The organism is Cytophaga hutchinsonii ATCC 33406 (genome assembly GCF_000014145.1).
GTDB classification, from domain to species: domain Bacteria; phylum Bacteroidota; class Bacteroidia; order Cytophagales; family Cytophagaceae; genus Cytophaga; species Cytophaga hutchinsonii.
In genome coordinates, this window is sequence record NC_008255.1 from 3,228,284 (window position 1) to 3,244,254 (window position 15,971).

Annotated in this window: 11 protein-coding genes; 3 read left to right on the forward strand and 8 right to left on the reverse strand. The window is 39.0% G+C overall.

Annotation, left to right across the window (positions count from 1 at the left end):
- Nucleotides 1-13 precede the first annotated feature (13 nt).
- Nucleotides 14-568 (forward strand): cob(I)yrinic acid a,c-diamide adenosyltransferase, encoded by a 555-nt coding sequence (locus CHU_RS13770; protein WP_011586189.1) that lies wholly within the window; start codon nt 14-16, stop codon nt 566-568.
- An 85-nt stretch (nt 569-653) separates the two neighbouring features.
- On the forward strand, nt 654-1,730 hold the full coding sequence (gene prfB / locus CHU_RS13775) for a peptide chain release factor 2 (RefSeq protein WP_011586190.1): 1,077 nt from the start codon (nt 654-656) through the stop codon (nt 1,728-1,730).
- 72 nt (nt 1,731-1,802) lie between these two features.
- On the opposite strand, the gene CHU_RS13780 is transcribed toward prfB, so the two are convergent.
- The 3 genes from CHU_RS13780 to CHU_RS13790 all read right to left on the reverse strand — a co-directional run bounded on the left by CHU_RS13780 (nt 1,803) and on the right by CHU_RS13790 (nt 6,557).
- Nucleotides 1,803-4,124 carry a hypothetical protein gene (locus CHU_RS13780; protein WP_011586191.1) on the reverse strand — a complete coding sequence of 774 codons (2,322 nt, stop codon included), beginning with the start codon at nt 4,122-4,124 and terminating at the stop codon, nt 1,803-1,805.
- On the reverse strand, nt 4,084-5,172 hold the full coding sequence (locus tag CHU_RS18965; protein ID WP_011586192.1) for a hypothetical protein: 1,089 nt from the start codon (nt 5,170-5,172) through the stop codon (nt 4,084-4,086). Before CHU_RS18965 ends, CHU_RS13780 begins: the two co-directional genes overlap by 41 nt.
- A gap of 158 nt (nt 5,173-5,330) precedes the next feature.
- Nucleotides 5,331-6,557: a DUF763 domain-containing protein gene (locus CHU_RS13790; protein WP_011586193.1), complete on the reverse strand. Its 1,227-nt coding sequence runs from the start codon at nt 6,555-6,557 to the stop codon at nt 5,331-5,333.
- Between the two features lie 175 nt (nt 6,558-6,732).
- Here CHU_RS13790 and CHU_RS13795 point away from each other — a divergent pair, with 175 nt between their 5' ends.
- The gene (locus CHU_RS13795; RefSeq protein WP_011586194.1) at nt 6,733-8,868 is read left to right on the forward strand and encodes a catalase; all 2,136 of its coding nucleotides are present in this window, start codon (nt 6,733-6,735) and stop codon (nt 8,866-8,868) included.
- Between the two features lie 142 nt (nt 8,869-9,010).
- On the opposite strand, the gene ligD is transcribed toward CHU_RS13795, so the two are convergent.
- The 5 genes from ligD to CHU_RS13820 all read right to left on the reverse strand — a co-directional run bounded on the left by ligD (nt 9,011) and on the right by CHU_RS13820 (nt 15,764).
- Nucleotides 9,011-11,701 (reverse strand): DNA ligase D, encoded by a 2,691-nt coding sequence (gene ligD / locus CHU_RS13800; RefSeq protein ID WP_011586195.1) that lies wholly within the window; start codon nt 11,699-11,701, stop codon nt 9,011-9,013.
- A gap of 27 nt (nt 11,702-11,728) precedes the next feature.
- Nucleotides 11,729-12,508 carry a Ku protein gene (locus CHU_RS13805; protein ID WP_011586196.1) on the reverse strand — a complete coding sequence of 260 codons (780 nt, stop codon included), beginning with the start codon at nt 12,506-12,508 and terminating at the stop codon, nt 11,729-11,731.
- Between the two features lie 2 nt (nt 12,509-12,510).
- Nucleotides 12,511-13,239: a DUF72 domain-containing protein gene (locus CHU_RS13810; RefSeq protein ID WP_011586197.1), complete on the reverse strand. Its 729-nt coding sequence runs from the start codon at nt 13,237-13,239 to the stop codon at nt 12,511-12,513.
- A gap of 181 nt (nt 13,240-13,420) precedes the next feature.
- Nucleotides 13,421-14,869 carry a hypothetical protein gene (locus CHU_RS13815; RefSeq protein WP_011586198.1) on the reverse strand — a complete coding sequence of 483 codons (1,449 nt, stop codon included), beginning with the start codon at nt 14,867-14,869 and terminating at the stop codon, nt 13,421-13,423.
- A 112-nt stretch (nt 14,870-14,981) separates the two neighbouring features.
- Nucleotides 14,982-15,764 carry a TIGR02757 family protein gene (locus CHU_RS13820; RefSeq protein ID WP_011586199.1) on the reverse strand — a complete coding sequence of 261 codons (783 nt, stop codon included), beginning with the start codon at nt 15,762-15,764 and terminating at the stop codon, nt 14,982-14,984.
- Nucleotides 15,765-15,971 lie beyond the last annotated feature (207 nt).

Genomic DNA, 15,971 nt, shown 5'->3' on the forward strand with positions numbered 1-15,971 from the left:
ACTGTTTATTCGTATGAAGATCTATACAAAAGGCGGAGATAAAGGCAAAACCTCGTTGCTCGGCGGAACGCGAGTACCCAAGCATCACATCCGCATTGAAGCGTATGGTACTACAGATGAATTAAACAGCTGCATTGGTTTACTGATTGAAGAATTGCCGAACGACTCCGATCAGAAAGCGCTTCTTAAAACTGTTCAGTATAAAATATTTGAATTGGGCGCGTCCTTAGCGACAGAGCCCGACAAGCAGCAATTATATGCACCTGATCTGACAGAAGCTCATATACAACAGCTGGAAGAGGCGATTGATGCCATGCAGGCGGTGCTGCCCGAACAAAAATACTTTGTATTGCCCGGAGGACACCGGTCCGTTGCCATGGCACATCTCTGCAGAACCGTATGCAGGCGTGCCGAACGCCAGGTTGTTCTTTTGAATGAAAAAGATCCTGTACACCCGGTCATCCTTCCGTTCCTGAACCGTTTATCGGATTACCTGTTTGTTGTATCGCGTAAGCTGGCACAGGATTTTGGAGCAGATGAAGTGTTCTGGATACCTGAAAAGGCGTAAAGCCAAATGCCAAAAGCTTTAGGCTGTGAGCCTTTTGCATTAAGCTTTTTACTATATTTACAGTTCCATTCATATCAATACATACATGACTAACGACCAACTAAAGGAATTAAAAGCGAGTATTCTTGCATTACGGGGATATCTTGGCTATGATTCTAAAATGGACGAAATAAAAGCAGAGCAGGAATTATCGCTGGCGCCTACATTTTGGGATGACTCAAAAGAAGCTGAAAAAATTCTTAGAAGTATAAAAAATAAAAAAGTATGGACAGATCCATACGATGCATTGCTTACAAAATTAGGCGACCTTGAAGCATTGAATGAATTTTACCAGGCAGGCGACATTGACGACAAAGAAATGGATGCTGAATTCGCAGCTGTTGCTAAAGTACTGGAAGAACTTGAATTCAAAAAAATGCTGAGCGCGGAAGAAGATCAGCTGAGCGCAGTACTTGAAATAAACCCTGGCGCAGGCGGAACGGAAAGCAACGACTGGGCAGACATGCTGATGCGGATGTACATCATGTGGGGTGAAAAAAACGGGTATACCGTACGTGAAATTGTAAACCAGCCGGGTGAAGTTGCAGGGATCAAATTTGCTTCGTTAGGAATCGAAGGCCAGTTTGCTTACGGAAATTTAAAATCAGAGATTGGCGTGCACCGTTTGGTACGTGACTCTCCGTTCAATGCAGATGGTAAAAGACAAACATCCTTTGCTTCGGTGTATGTATATCCGGAAGTAGATGAAACCATCAACATTGAGATCAACATGGGCGATGTGGAATGGGATACCTTCAGAGCAGGCGGTGCCGGCGGACAAAATGTAAACAAGGTTGAAACGGCCGTCCGGTTGAAACACAAACCATCCGGTTTGATCATCGAATGCCAGCAGGAACGTTCTCAGATCCAGAATAAAGATAAAGCCTTAAAATTATTAAAGTCCCGTTTATATCAGATTGAGATAGACAAACGCAACGAGGCTAAAGCGGCAGTGGAAGGAACAAAAAAGAAAATCGACTTTGGCTCCCAGATCCGAAACTATGTATTGTTTCCGTACAAACTTATTAAAGATGTGCGTACAGGCGTTGAACGCACAGACGTTGACAACGTGCTTGCGGGAGATCTGAACGAATACATCAAAGCATATTTGCTGATGAAATAATGCATCAGCAAACACCTGTAAATAATAAAAAAGACCCGCATGTGTACGGGTCTTTTTTATTATTTACAGGTGTTATCTCCTTGCTGCAAAATACGGTGTAAACGATTCGCAATTGCTGAGCAATTCATCGTAATCATCCGGATATTCTTTTTTAAGCTGCCGGTAATATTTATTTGCCTTGAAGATCTGGTCTTCATAACTTCTACTCGCATCGTAGCGTTTCTTCTGTTCATACAACACCTGTAAGTTATATTTCTCACAACGCCCAGCCATACGCAAACAAAGCGCTGCAAATTTTTTAGTCTTACTGTATTGCTTCGCTTTCAGATAATACTGCTTTGCATATTCCGGCTGTATAAAATCCCTGTCGTTATAACCTGTACGGTTATACGTACTTGATGACAACGTATACCGCTTCATCATCCATGAATTTCCATAGCAAGTCATATTCAAATAACAGTTGCCGGCCAGAAAGTAGTAGTAATCACGGTCTTTGTTAGCAGGGTCATTCGCCCGTTTTAAATATGTGAGCAAGGTTTTAACAAGCTGCGGTTTTGTATATGTTATGGTATCTCCTACGGATCCTTCATGTTCAGTATAAAAATCAGTATAAAAAGGATTGGAATCGAGATAACGGTAACGTTCATTTTCCCAGATGGAATCATTCACTTTTTCAAAATACTGTAACGCCGCCTGAAGATTATTCTTACGCATATACTTTGTTCCTGTAAGATCATACAAAAGATCCAGGTCTTTATGTAAACGCTTGTATGCCCATGCACTGTAAGCATCCGTGCCTTTCTCCTGCTTCACACGTGCAATAACACTTTTAACCTGATCAGGTGTATATTGAAAATCCAGGTAATCGAAATAATCGTTATAGAAATCTCCATATACCATATACGAACCTTTTCTTGTGCGCCAGAAAATTGTTTTCCTCCAGCCATCTTCCTGTTCGGTTATTTCTGACAGATTGACCGTTGAGAGCAGTGCGGCTGCATCCGGAGCATTATTTCTAAACTCAAGTTCTTTTGAAACCGCAAAGATAAACTTGTAATTGCTCTGTGTATATTGCTTCATAAGCTCAGCTTTCGAAAATGCAGATAACAACGCATTGCCTTTTGGCTGCACGGCAACTTCACAGAATGTTTTAAGCATGTTCAGGCGATCAGTAACAAACGGGTCCGTTTGTTTTTGTTTTAACAAAGCTTCAACATCCGTTAATGCACGGCGGTAATCCAGATTCATAATATTCAGATATACCTGTATACTTTCCCATACGGCCGGGTAATACACCTTGGCCGCAGATATTTGTTTTGTGAACGCATATACTTCATTTGCATACAACCGGTCTTTACGGATACGTTCTTTGTAAACAGCATCAAACTCATTTTCTTCCGAATTATATGCTGATATTGAAGGTGTGAACTCTGTGTAGTATGGCGTATAAATCCAGTCTTCCAGTTTATTGACTTCACGCAGCAATAGAAAAACCAATGCTTTGGATGAAGGATCTACTGCATATATTTTTTTCAGATAAGGCAAACACTTATATGGATTCCTGACTGCTGCCAGCAGCCAAACAGCGGCCTGCTCCTGTTTGTTTTCAGCAAGCTTTATCACATCCGAAACCTGCACACTATCGTTGTATTGCTGCTGTGCCATAAAACGTTTATCAGGTGCAAAAGCAAAAACCTGTGCTGCATAATAATTTACCTTCACCGGATCTTTTTCCGTAAGGCAATAAAAATACATACTCCAGTAATCGATAATATCTCTTTCTTTCTGTCCGGCGAAATTGCCTTCATATATTTTCCGTACGGCATCATGTTGTGTATTGTAATATGCCAAACGCATCGCAAGAAACAGATATCGTTTTTTAAGGTCATCCCGGATATTGGTTGTGCTTCGTCTCAATGCTTCCTGCATGAGCTTGTTTCGAACCGGAATGACGGCATATTCATTACGCTCCCACGGATCGCTGATTTTTTCATTTAGTCCGCTGCACTTTTTTGCAAAAAATAAATAACTCATTGCAGCCGTATCTTTTGTCTGAATCAGCAAGCGTACAAACGAATTGGGAGAAGAAGACTGGAAATCTTTTTTCTCTAATTTATACACCGCTTCATGGACTGATTCCAGCGAAATAATATTCTTATATGTTTTTCGCCACAAAATAACATTCTCATCAAATGCCGTTGTATCTATATTTTTTTCGGAATAAGACCTAAACGAATCCGATGAATAGATAAACAGCTGAAATTCCTTTAATAAAGGGAAATCCGGACTGTACATACTGAAACGTACTTCTTCCCCATACGGGTAAAATCCACAGGCAAAAATGCTTCTGCTATTACTTAGTAAAATCAGAATAAAAAGAAGTAATCTCTTCATGCGAATAATTGGTTACAGTATGAGGGTTTAAATGAAACAGCGAAACAGTTGTGGTGTCGGTCAAGGGAACATGCTGCTGAATAGCAGCAATAGAAGTATGAATACTTTCAGCCGTGATCTCTTCCAATTTAAGTTTATCACCTGCCTTCAACAGTATATTGTCTTCCGTAAGAAAATCTTTTTGTACAACATACCAGTGTGGTTTTATTTCTTTTACTATATCCTTTAAACCAGCACTTTTAGAAGTTTGTATAAATCCGGAAAAGACATTATTCTTATAGATATGCATCCAGCTGAATACCGGCAAAGCAACATCCAGATGCAGCGGATATTTCTTTACATTTTTTAAATACTTTTTAAGTTCCTCTGTTTCGAGAATTGTATTTTCACTTTCCTTACTCAACGGATTATTTAAATTATAACACATCAGCATTGCTTTATCAGCCGGCGGTATGCCCATTTTATCCGGGTATTTATAGGGATACAAACGCAGCGTAACAGAAATTGATTTCTCGGAAAGTGTTTTAATCCGTGTTAACAGGTAAAAATAATTTTCCTTTGTAGACGGCGTCCAGTCACAATCAATCTGAATTTCTGAAAATGTTTTTGTTATGCCTGTATATCTTTCTTTGAAAATTTTATTTGTAAGAAATACAATATTATCTGCAAGTGTATCTAAGTCTTTCCTGTTTGCCTGCACAAAAATAGTATTACGGATATAGATCACAGGAACAATCATTAAATTTATAACCGTGTTGTTGTAGATTGAATCCGGCCCATATATAAAGTCATAAGCATTTATATGCAGCTCCGACTTTGCAACGGGAATGTTGCCCAGATTTTCATCTGCTTCTACTTCAAAAAATTTTACGTATAATTTCTGAACAGAATCTTTATACAAACATTCCGCTTCCTTAGACTGCAATCTGTAAGAGGTATTTTGCCAGAAGTAAAAGGCTCTGTCAACATGTGTAGTATGTACCTTATCCGTACAGGAAGAGATACAGCTTGCCGTTACCAGCAGTAAAAGTATATACTTAAAACTCATATAACTAAAATGCGAACCGTGTGGCAGTATGCACTAATGGATACTGTTTTTTATGAGATAAATGTAGCATAAATTTAACCTATTAAATTTATGTGATTCAAAAATATTTTTTCAGAATCCGGAAGTTACTTCTGTTAAAACCGATCCGTATATTGGGCTTAAAAAAGATTCAGCTGCCCATCATCTTTGGGTGGTTTGGCTTTGCCAAAAACTGTTCTCCCACCATACTTATAGGATTCTGCCCGCTCCTTCGCAATCACGCGGTCAAAGGCCGTGGAGTCGGGTTCAAAACCTTTTTCCATTTGTTGTGCAGCCAGTGTCAGATTTTTGATCGCCTGATGTTTATCCGAATTTCCCAGCTTTGCTTTTTCAATAGACGTTTGAAGAATAGAAATTGTTTCATCGTACACCTTTGTAGGAACCGGGAACGGATGTCCGTCCTTACCGCCATGAGCAAACGAAAAACGCGCCGGATCACTGAACCGCGAAGGCGTACCATGGATCACTTCACTTACCAGCGCAAGCGATTGGATAGTGCGTGGTCCCACACCTTCAAGCAATAACAGCGATTCAAAATTGCGCAGATCACTTTGGTGAGCCAATGCAAGTACACTTCCGAGACGTTTTAAATTTACATCGGATGCACGCACTTCGTGGTGGCGCGGCATAATGATCTTTTTTATTTCCGGTAAAATCAGCGAAGGTTTTTCTTTTACAAGGTCTAAAATACCAGTCTTTGCCGAAGCAGCTTCCGTATCAGCCAGGTTTAAAATCGCTCCCTGATTTTTTCCGTATATAAATGTGTGTGGATTTTCTACAAACGAAACAACTTTATCCGAGTGCCAGTGATAGCGGCGTGCCATGCCGTTCGCATCATTCATGCCTTGCTGCACCACCGCCCACTCGCCTTCATCCGTTACAATAAAATTATGCAGGTATAACTGAAAGCCATCCTGTATAGCTGTGTTATCAACCTTTGCAGACAATTTGCTTGATCGCACCAGTTCTGTACCGTTCAATCCGGTGCGGTCTGCAAGCAACAATAATTCTTCCGGGGTTTTACGGGAATGTTTTCCTTTCCCTCCGCAAATGTAAATTCCCAGATCGTTGAATTTGGGATTGACTGCTGCTTTCAGGGAACCCATTACAGAAGTAGTAATGCCGGAAGAATGCCAGTCCATACCAAGCGCACAGCCAAATGCCTGAAACCAGAACGGATCACTCAGCCTGGTCAATACGGCAGACTTTCCATATTCAAGCACAATTGATTCAACGATCGCACCGCCCAGCAAGGTCATACGCTGGGCAAGCCACGGAGGTACTTTCCCATAATGCAAAGGCAGGTCGGCGTAACGGGTAGCTTGGTTAAAATACAATTTTGGCATGTTGGTATAATAACAAATTTTACTTTGTGTTTGTTACATTACTTACTTATTTTTTTACATACTGTTACTTATAATATGTGTTGTACTTGATATTCCGGAAGATTTTTACCGGCAAATTTAAAATCAGCGAAAACATTTTGTAACTTCTGTAAACATCTTACAACAACTAGCTATTATGAAAAAGCCTACTTCAAAGACAGAAGGTACAGATCCTAAATTTCAGGATCTCCAAAAAAACACATCGGATGCCACCGATCAATTTATGACAACGGATCAGGGATTGAAAATTAATGATGATAATAATTCATTAAAAGCCGGAGAGCGTGGGCCTTCTTTACTGGAAGATTTTATTTTAAGAGAAAAAATTACACATTTTGATCACGAACGTATTCCTGAACGCATCGTACATGCGCGTGGATCTGCGGCACATGGCTATTTCCAGGTGCACGAATCGATGGCGCAATATACCAAAGCCGGCTTTTTGCAGGATCCATCAATCAAAACACCTGTCTTCGTAAGATTCTCTACAGTTGCTGGTTCCAGAGGCTCTACAGATCTCGCGCGCGATGTACGTGGATTTTCTGTTAAATTTTATACAGCGGAAGGAAATTATGATCTTGTAGGAAATAACATGCCCGTCTTTTTTATTCAGGATGCAGCAAAATTTCCCGACCTGATCCATGCTGTAAAACCGGAACCGCATCATGAAATGCCGCAGGCAGCTTCTGCGCACGATACTTTCTGGGATTTTATTTCACTGATGCCCGAATCCATGCACATGATCATGTGGGTCATGTCTGACCGTGCAATTCCACGCAGTTTAAGGATGATGGAAGGTTTTGGGGTACATACGTTCCGATTTATAAATAAGAATAATGAATCTCATTTTGTAAAATTCCACTGGAAACCGAAACAAGGTACGCATAGTGTAGTATGGGATGAAGCACAAAAAATTTCCGGTAAGAATTGTGATTTTCACCGTCAGGATTTGTGGGAAGCAATCGAAAGCGGCAATTTTCCGGAATGGGAATTGGGTGTGCAATTGATTCCGGAAGCGGATGAACACAAATTTGCATTTGACCTGCTGGATCCTACCAAGCTTGTGCCTGAAGAGGAAGTGCCGGTTACCATTATAGGAACAATGGTACTGAACCGGAATCCGGATAATTTCTTTGCTGAAACAGAACAGGTGGCTTTCCATCCCGGACATTTGGTACCGGGCATTGATTTTACAAACGATCCATTACTGCAGGGAAGATTGTTCTCTTATACGGACACACAATTATCCCGCCTCGGCAGTCCCAATTTTCATGAGATTCCGATTAACCGCAGTGTTGCTCCTACTCATAACAATCAACGCGATGGCCACATGCGCCAGGAAATTAATACCGGACGTGTAAGTTATCACCCGAATTCATTGGGCGGCGGCTGCCCCTTCCAGGCAAAGATGGCTGAAGGTGGTTTCACCAGCTTCAACGAACGTATTGATGCAAAGAAAGTTCGGGAACGCAGTGAAAGTTTCTCGGACCATTTCAGCCAGGCTACCCTATTCTTTAACAGCCAGACAGAAGTAGAGAAAGGGCATATTATTAAAGCACTTCGCTTTGAACTGGGCAAAGTTGAAACAGAAGCAATCCGCGTACGCATGGTTGGTTTGCTTTCTCAGATTGACAAAACACTGGCAACGAAAGTAGCTGCCGGACTTGGTATCGCAGTTCCTGCTCCTGCATTTCCTATGAATCATGGTGTGGGCGCAGATGATGATTTTGAAAAGCATGAGCCTAAAAAAGCAGAGCAGGTAACAAAATCTTCTGATGCACTTACCATATTGAGAAATCCAACGGTTACCCCTTCTATTGCAACAAAACAGATTGCCTTTTTATGTGCAGATGAGGTAAGTGGTGCGTCTGTGGTGAGTTATAAAAATGCGTTGGAAAGAAAAGGTGCTGTAGTGAAGATCATTGCGCCTCACCTTGGATTTATCAAAACAGAAGAAGGTAAAAAAATAAAAGTGGATCAAAGTTTATTGATTGCTGCTTCGGTATTATTTGATGCTGTTTTTATTCCTGCAGGGAAAGGAATTAAACAATTAAAAGGTATAAAAGAAGTAGCTGAATTTATCACCGATACATACAAACATTGTAAAGTAATTGGTGGCGAAGACGAAGGTGCTTTAGTAATTCAATCTGTACAAGCGATTATGGAGGCCGGAAAAAATGCAGATGAAGGAATTGTTCTGAATAAAGACACAACGGCATTTGTTAAAGCACTTGGCAAACATCGTTTCTGGGAACGCGAAGAAGCGGTGTAAATATATTCTTACTTATAAAAAGCTGCAGGTTGGTCCTGCAGCTTTTTTATTTTGCTGATAATGTACTATCCGGATTTATACGATGAAAACACTTTCGTCTAAAGAATGCCTTAAACGAACATAATTCATAATTCATAATTATCTACGCCCCCAGTTTTTTCAAACATTTCTCCATATCAATACCTTTTCCTAATACACCTTTAAACAAATCTCCTTTTTTCTCCAGACGTTTGAAAATAGTTTTAATGGTAAATGTGGATGGATGTAATCCTTTTTTAACTTCCTTCCATTCCAGCGGTGTTGAAACGGTCGCCCCAGGCTTAGGCCTTACACTGTAAGGCGCAGCAAGTGTTTGTCCGCCGCGGTTCTGCAAATAATCTACATAAATCTGCTTTTTGCGTTCTTTCGGATTCCGTACCAGACTGGTTAGTTCCGGCAATTCATTATTGGTAAGCTGCGCGATAATATGTGCAAAATTCTTTCCCTGTTCATACGTATATTTTGCGCCCAACGGAATATAAATATGCAGTCCGGTAGCCCCAGATGTTTTACAATACGCATCTATCCCTCCTTTATCCAGAATCTTTTTAACTACTAACGCAGTCTCAATAACTTCATCAAACGTATTGTTATCACTTGGGTCAAGATCAATCACAATAAAATCCGGATACTCAATTTTTTTAACACGTGAGTTCCACGGATTGATTTCAATACAGCCAAGATTTGCCATGTAAATCAATGTTGCTTTATTCTGGCATAGCACGTAGTTAATATCCTTGCTGTTTGATTCAGAAAAAATTTCTTTAGCTTCGATCCAGTCCGGCAATGTGTCTCCCATATCTTTTTGAAAAAAGCTTGAGCCGTCAATTCCATTCGGATGCCGGTTTAACGACTCCGGACGATCTTTTAAATAAGGCAGTATATAATCTGCTGCCTGCATATAATAATCAATCAGGTCGCCTTTTGTATAACCATCTTCCGGCCAATAAACTTTTGAACGGTTTGAAATTTTTAAAACCTGTCCATCGATTTTAAATTCGCCGGCCTTTGAATTTTCAGCAGCTGCAACATCCGTTGTCTTTTTATTAGTGGTTGTTTTTTTTGAGGCTGCTTTTTTATGAGCCGTTTTTTTCGTGCTTGTTTTTGCCGCTGTTTGTTTTATGTTACGCGTTACTTCCATAGCATTGTCTTGTGGTACGTTTATAACCGTAGGCAATTCCCGTGTCACTTCACTGACTTTTTTATCAATGCGCATACCCTGAAAAATTGGTTGCCGCATATGTCCATCGCTTGTCCATTCTGAAAAAGCAATTGCACATACCAGCTTAGGTTTTATCCAGGTTACTTTTTCATTTGTTTTTATTTTCACATCAAACGGAGATTCTTTCTGAATCAGCGGTTTCATCAATTTTAATGTGGAAGCCAGTAACGCCATTGTAAAGCCTCCGCCCGTATGGCCGATATATACCAGTCGTCCATTTTCATAGGCACCCAAAATCAATGCGCCAAAATCTTTCCGTGAGTTTCTCGGGGCCGTAAAACCACAGATAATTGCTTCCTGTGATTTTACGATTTTAAGTTTGATCCATTGGTCAGACCTTGAGCCAAGGCGGTAAATACTATCGGCTCTTTTAGCCATGATCCCTTCCAGTTTATTTTTCTTTGCAAGTTCAAAAAAACGGATGCCTTCCTTTTCAACGTGGTCACTATATTTCAGATTGGGAAGATCAGGTATTACCTTTTTAAGTATTGCTTTGCGCTCAAGCAAGGGTAAATCCCGCAGGTCCCGGCCATCCAGAAACAGAATATCAAAAACACAGTAACATAGATCCGGACTTGGAGTTTCATCGTACTGCTGCAGCATCTGGAAACTTGATGTGCCGTCTGCATTTAATACAATAACCTCTCCATCCAGCACAACATTGTGTCCGAATGACTGAAGTGACTCAACAATTGGTTTATATTTCTTAGTAAAGGAAATCAGATTTCTGGAATACAATTCTACCTTACCCTGATCAATTTCTGCAATGGCCCGATAGCCATCCCACTTGATTTCAAAAATCCATTCCGGTGAATCAAATGGTGCGTCTTTTAATTTTGCCAGCATGGGTTTCACCTCATGCGGCATCGGGTCTTTACCTTGTTTTATTTTTTGTGCCGGAGCGGACTGTACTTTTTTTTTATCTGTTGCAGGTTTATCATCTACCATTTTAATAGCCGATTTTTTTGAAACAGGTGTTGCCGGTTTTTTAGAAGCAGCCGTTTTTTTTACAATTTTAGAATTTGCCGGAACATAATCTTCGCTGCTGTAAGCATCTTCTGTTGCATACGCATCTTTGTGTTTGATCAGCAGCCAGGCATTGTCTTTGGATGAATTATTATTTTTTATTTTAACCAGGGCAAATTCACCTTTGAGTTTTTTACCATGCAGTACAAATTTCAGGTTTCCTTTTTTAAGATCGGCCAATAATTCTTTTTCACCGGTTTTACGATCTTCATTTCCGATGGCATGATACGTGCCTTCATCCCAGATCTCTACAATACCGGCACCATAATTTCCTTCCGGAATTACGCCATGAAATGTACGGTATGCAAAGGGATGATCCTCTACCATCATCGCCAGTCTTTTGTCTGAAGGGTTTAATGAAGGACCTTTCGGAACGGCCCAGCTTTTTAATACACCTTCCATTTCAAGCCTGAAATCATAATGCAGATGTGAAGCGGCATGCCGCTGTATCACAAATTTCAATTCCGTACCTGCTGCATTTTTTTTTGCTACCGGTTCAGGTGTATGTTTGAAATTACGTTTCTCTTTATAGGTTTCCAGCGCCATAATTAAATGGGATTAAATGAAACAGAATTATCGTGCTGCTGCTCTTTTCGTTGGCTGCAGACTGGCTTTTAACTGTGCCATCAGATCTTTGGTTGCAGTAGGTTTGGAAGCCGCTGATTTTGTTTTGACAACCGTACCTTTTGCTTTTGCCTTAATCAGCTTCAACAATTCCGATGTATAAGTGTCTTTGTATTTAGAAATATCAAACGTTTCCGTCAGCTGATCAATCAGTGAAAGTGCCATTTTCATTTCACCTTCTTTGATTGCACTTTTAGCAGGAAGATCAAGTGCATCTGCATCTAAGATTTCTTCCTGAAAACGGATCTTGTTTAATACAATAACATTACCGACCGGTTTCAGGATTGCCAGTGCTTCTTTGTTCCGAAGTACATAATTTGCTACTGCTACTTTCTTTGATTTTATCAATGCTTCACGCAGCAAGGCATACGCGCGCGTGCCCGATTTGTCGGGCTGAATATAATACGGCGTTTCGAAATACACGGAATCAATTTCATCTTCCTGAACGAATTGCAGGATTTCAATTGTTTTCGTTTTTTTCGCATTCGCTTTTTCAAAATCCTTTTCATCAAGGATCACGTAATCATCTTCTATCTTATATCCTTTAACAATATTATCCCATGCTACTTCTTTGCCCGTCTTGGCATTCACACGCTGGAATTTTATGTTGGAATGGTCTTTTTTATCCAGCATATCCAGGTCAAGTCTGCTCTCATGTGTAGCACTGAATAATTTTACGGGTATGTTTACCAGACCAAACCCGATCGCACCTGTCCAGATTGTTTTCATAACTATGTATGTTTTAATTGCATTAATTTTTCCATTGTTTTTGCATTCGCGATCGCATTACCGCCCCATGTATTATCAAAGTAAACAAAGGCTTCTTTTACATCTGAATCAATAAGATCGTTACGGAGTTGCTGTAATTGATTGTCAGAATAATTTGATTTATATAATTCCGTATTTCCGTGCATACGTATATATGCGGTATCTGCCGTTGTTATAAAATCTTCAGGCAAGCCCGGATAGCTGGATGTACAAAAAACAATATTCTTTGATTGTAAAACTTTATATACTTCGTTATTCCACCAGCCTGCATCACGAAACTCCAGTACATTTTTAAATGCCGGGTCTAATTGAGATACAATTCGTTCCAGAATTTCAGGCGTATACTTAACACTTGGCGGTAATTGAAATAGGATGCATTCGAGTTTATCTTTTAATCCTGCTGCTGCAACCTCATACAATTCGGAAATCAAGGATTGTGTACCGTTAAATTTTTTGTAATGCGTAATCTGATTGTTTGCCTTTAGGGAAAATCTAAAATCAGCGGGTGTTTTGTCGTACCAGGTTTTCAATGATTTACCCGTCGGAAATCTATAAAAACTTGCATTTATCTCAACGGTATTATAATGCCGACAATAGTATTCAAGCCACTTGCTTTGCGGCAAGCCTTCCGGATAGAACATCCCTTTCCATTCCCTGTAATTATATCCCGAACATCCGATGTGAGTACGCATAAAAATTTCTATTATACCATAAATTACAATAGAATCGTGTTCAGGCTATTACATGATTTATTAAGAAAGTTACATATGTATGATATTGTATACGTTTTACATTCTTTTTAAAAAAGGGTGTTCATACACATAAAATCTACTCATTCAAGTGTAACTTTTATATGTATGAACACCTTAAAAGTTATTCATGTACTTTGAACATATAATAGTTACCTGTTTTCCCAAACCGGTTGGGAATGGTTGCAAATACATACAAGCCATCACCTATAGAATGAATTGTTGAACTGTTTACATTATCAGAATCTACCGGATCATTTTCAAACAATAAAATCTTTTCTTTTAATGTTCCATTCATATTATAAATCCAGCAAGTCATTTTCGACATTCTATATTGTGTTGTGAAAATATACAACAAGCCATCTGAAAACATTATTTTAGGAAAAAACGAAGCCAGTGTCTGATCTTCTGCTTCCTGCTTTGGCCAATAGATAAAGTCTACATTCAATACATTGCCTTCCGGATTCATATAGATCACCGGATAATCCATCTGAATTTTATAATAATAACCAGTAAAAACATGGTAACGGCTATAATGTGCATTGATTGGAATTCCTCCATAACCGCCTATTGATATTGGCATGATTGTATTTTTTGTCCGTTGCAGTTCCTGATACCTGTTTAGTACTAAAATAAGATTACCTGTATTAGGATCAACGCTAAAAAACATTGTTGACAAACTTCTGTGATAAAACTTCTTAATAAATGTCACGGAAGCGCTCTTTTCGAGAAAGGATTTATTTTCACTAAAGTCATAACCAAGAATTTTATACTTCAGAGTCAGATGTTCTTCTTCATTAGAATAAGTAATAAAATAAATGGAATCGTTCTTTACAGCAATTTCATAATTGATGGATTTGTTTTTATCAAGCAAAAAATCAATGGACATTTTATTTATCTTAAACGTACGGCATTCAAAAATAAACGTCTCAAGAATACTATTAGAAGGTTCTTTTGATTTTGCAGTATTTTCTGTTTTATATGTAAATACAGTGTAGCCATCTTTCACATCATGAAAAAATATTTTTGATCCGGTATTCTGAACAGGTAATTGCATCGTTTCTGATTGAAATGATACTATGTCTATTTTGCGGATACGGTTTCTGTCTGCATTGATCATACATACCTGTTGGGCCTCATTGCAGAACACATATTCATTTATAGTATTTTTTTTTATCTGTATAGATAATTTATCTGCACAAGACATTTCATAATAGTAATACAGACGTTCTTCATCTTTTAATTTTTCATACGCAAATAAATAAACATTATCATTTAAAAAGAAAGAATGATATATAACCTGTTTACATGACTGTTCAATTTCTGTTTTATCCAGCACCTGTAATTCTTTGCCCCATTTTCTAACAGATAAACTGCACTGATTTGTACTTATCGTTATAATAGAACCATCGGATAGTTTGAATGTACGGTCAAATGAATAATCATAGCCAAAATTATACGTTGCATCATTATAGCTTGGATATTGATCAAGTGCAGATTTTACAATGCGTTGCGAGAAAGCAATGATATATGGACACAAAAAAAGCAGAATAATTATAAGAGATTTTTTCATAGTAATGTAAATAAATAATCTTCAAAGATATGTGTAATTTTTTGCGTTCAAAACATGATTTCTCCAATAACTCCATAGTTCTTAATAAAAAGCAGATAAAAAATTTACGTAATCAGATCATACCTTCCACAACACCCATACCAAACAAGGCAAAGTCATATTTTACCGGGTCTTTTGGATCCAGAGATTTCAGATTATTGGTCAGTTCAACAGCGGTTTGCCAATCAACCTGTGTGCGTGTGATAAGGCCCAGCTGCCGCGCAATCCGGTCTACGTGTACATCACATGGGCAAACCAGCTGCGCGGGTTGTATCTTTGTCCAGATACCAAAGTCCACGCCTTTTTTATCTTTGCGTACCATCCATCTCAAAAACATATTCAATCTTTTACAGGCAGATTTTGTCTCCGGGGATGAAATATGTTTACGTGTGCGATGCGGATGGTCAAACGAAAAAAAATAATTACGGAATGCAATCAATCCGCCTTCAATATTTTCTGATTTTTTATTCATGCCTTTCAGAAACACGTCTTCCATGGAAGTAAATTCCGTATACAATTCTTTCAGCGCAAATACAAAATACAGCAGATCGGTATCGTTAAACGTACGGTGAACAAATCCTTCGAGCTGTTGCAGATCCGTTTCCTGATGCTGTGTAATGAACTGATGTGGTGCACCATCCATGCGTTCGATAAGTTCCGTACATTTATTGATGATCGTTTTACGCTGTCCCCAGGCCAGTACTGCAGCAATAAATCCCATGATCTCAATATCTTCCTGTTTTGTAAACCGGTGGGGAATACAAACCGGGTCCAGTGTAATAAAAGAAACAGTGTTATATTCCTTATATTTTGATTCTAATAACTGGTAGAGTGTATCTCTGGAATATTTATTCATTTAAGAATGCTGTTATTTAACTGCTGTGGTTCCTGTATTTCCGTTACTAAAACTATTCCTTAAAAGGAATGGCACTGAAGCGCGCAAGAATATCACGTATTAGTCTTTTGCGTACGGTTTAACTTAATTTAAATACATTTTGATTGTATTTGTGCGGTATAAAAAAATCCAAATTTCAGCCAGCATACGAACTAAAATTTGGATTCA

Excerpts from the sequence above, each read along its gene's own strand:
- CHU_RS13770 (WP_011586189.1), top strand. The coding sequence starts at position 14 with ATGAAGATCTATACAAAAGGCGGAGATAAAGGCAAAACCTCGTTGCTC.
- prfB (WP_011586190.1), top strand. The coding sequence starts at position 654 with ATGACTAACGACCAACTAAAGGAATTAAAAGCGAGTATTCTTGCATTA.
- CHU_RS13780 (WP_011586191.1), bottom strand. The coding sequence starts at position 4,124 with ATGAAGAGATTACTTCTTTTTATTCTGATTTTACTAAGTAATAGCAGA.
- CHU_RS18965 (WP_011586192.1), bottom strand. The coding sequence starts at position 5,172 with ATGAGTTTTAAGTATATACTTTTACTGCTGGTAACGGCAAGCTGTATC.
- CHU_RS13790 (WP_011586193.1), bottom strand. The coding sequence starts at position 6,557 with ATGCCAAAATTGTATTTTAACCAAGCTACCCGTTACGCCGACCTGCCT.
- CHU_RS13795 (WP_011586194.1), top strand. The coding sequence starts at position 6,733 with ATGAAAAAGCCTACTTCAAAGACAGAAGGTACAGATCCTAAATTTCAG.
- ligD (WP_011586195.1), bottom strand. The coding sequence starts at position 11,701 with ATGGCGCTGGAAACCTATAAAGAGAAACGTAATTTCAAACATACACCT.
- CHU_RS13805 (WP_011586196.1), bottom strand. The coding sequence starts at position 12,508 with ATGAAAACAATCTGGACAGGTGCGATCGGGTTTGGTCTGGTAAACATA.
- CHU_RS13810 (WP_011586197.1), bottom strand. The coding sequence starts at position 13,239 with ATGCGTACTCACATCGGATGTTCGGGATATAATTACAGGGAATGGAAA.
- CHU_RS13815 (WP_011586198.1), bottom strand. The coding sequence starts at position 14,869 with ATGAAAAAATCTCTTATAATTATTCTGCTTTTTTTGTGTCCATATATC.
- CHU_RS13820 (WP_011586199.1), bottom strand. The coding sequence starts at position 15,764 with ATGAATAAATATTCCAGAGATACACTCTACCAGTTATTAGAATCAAAA.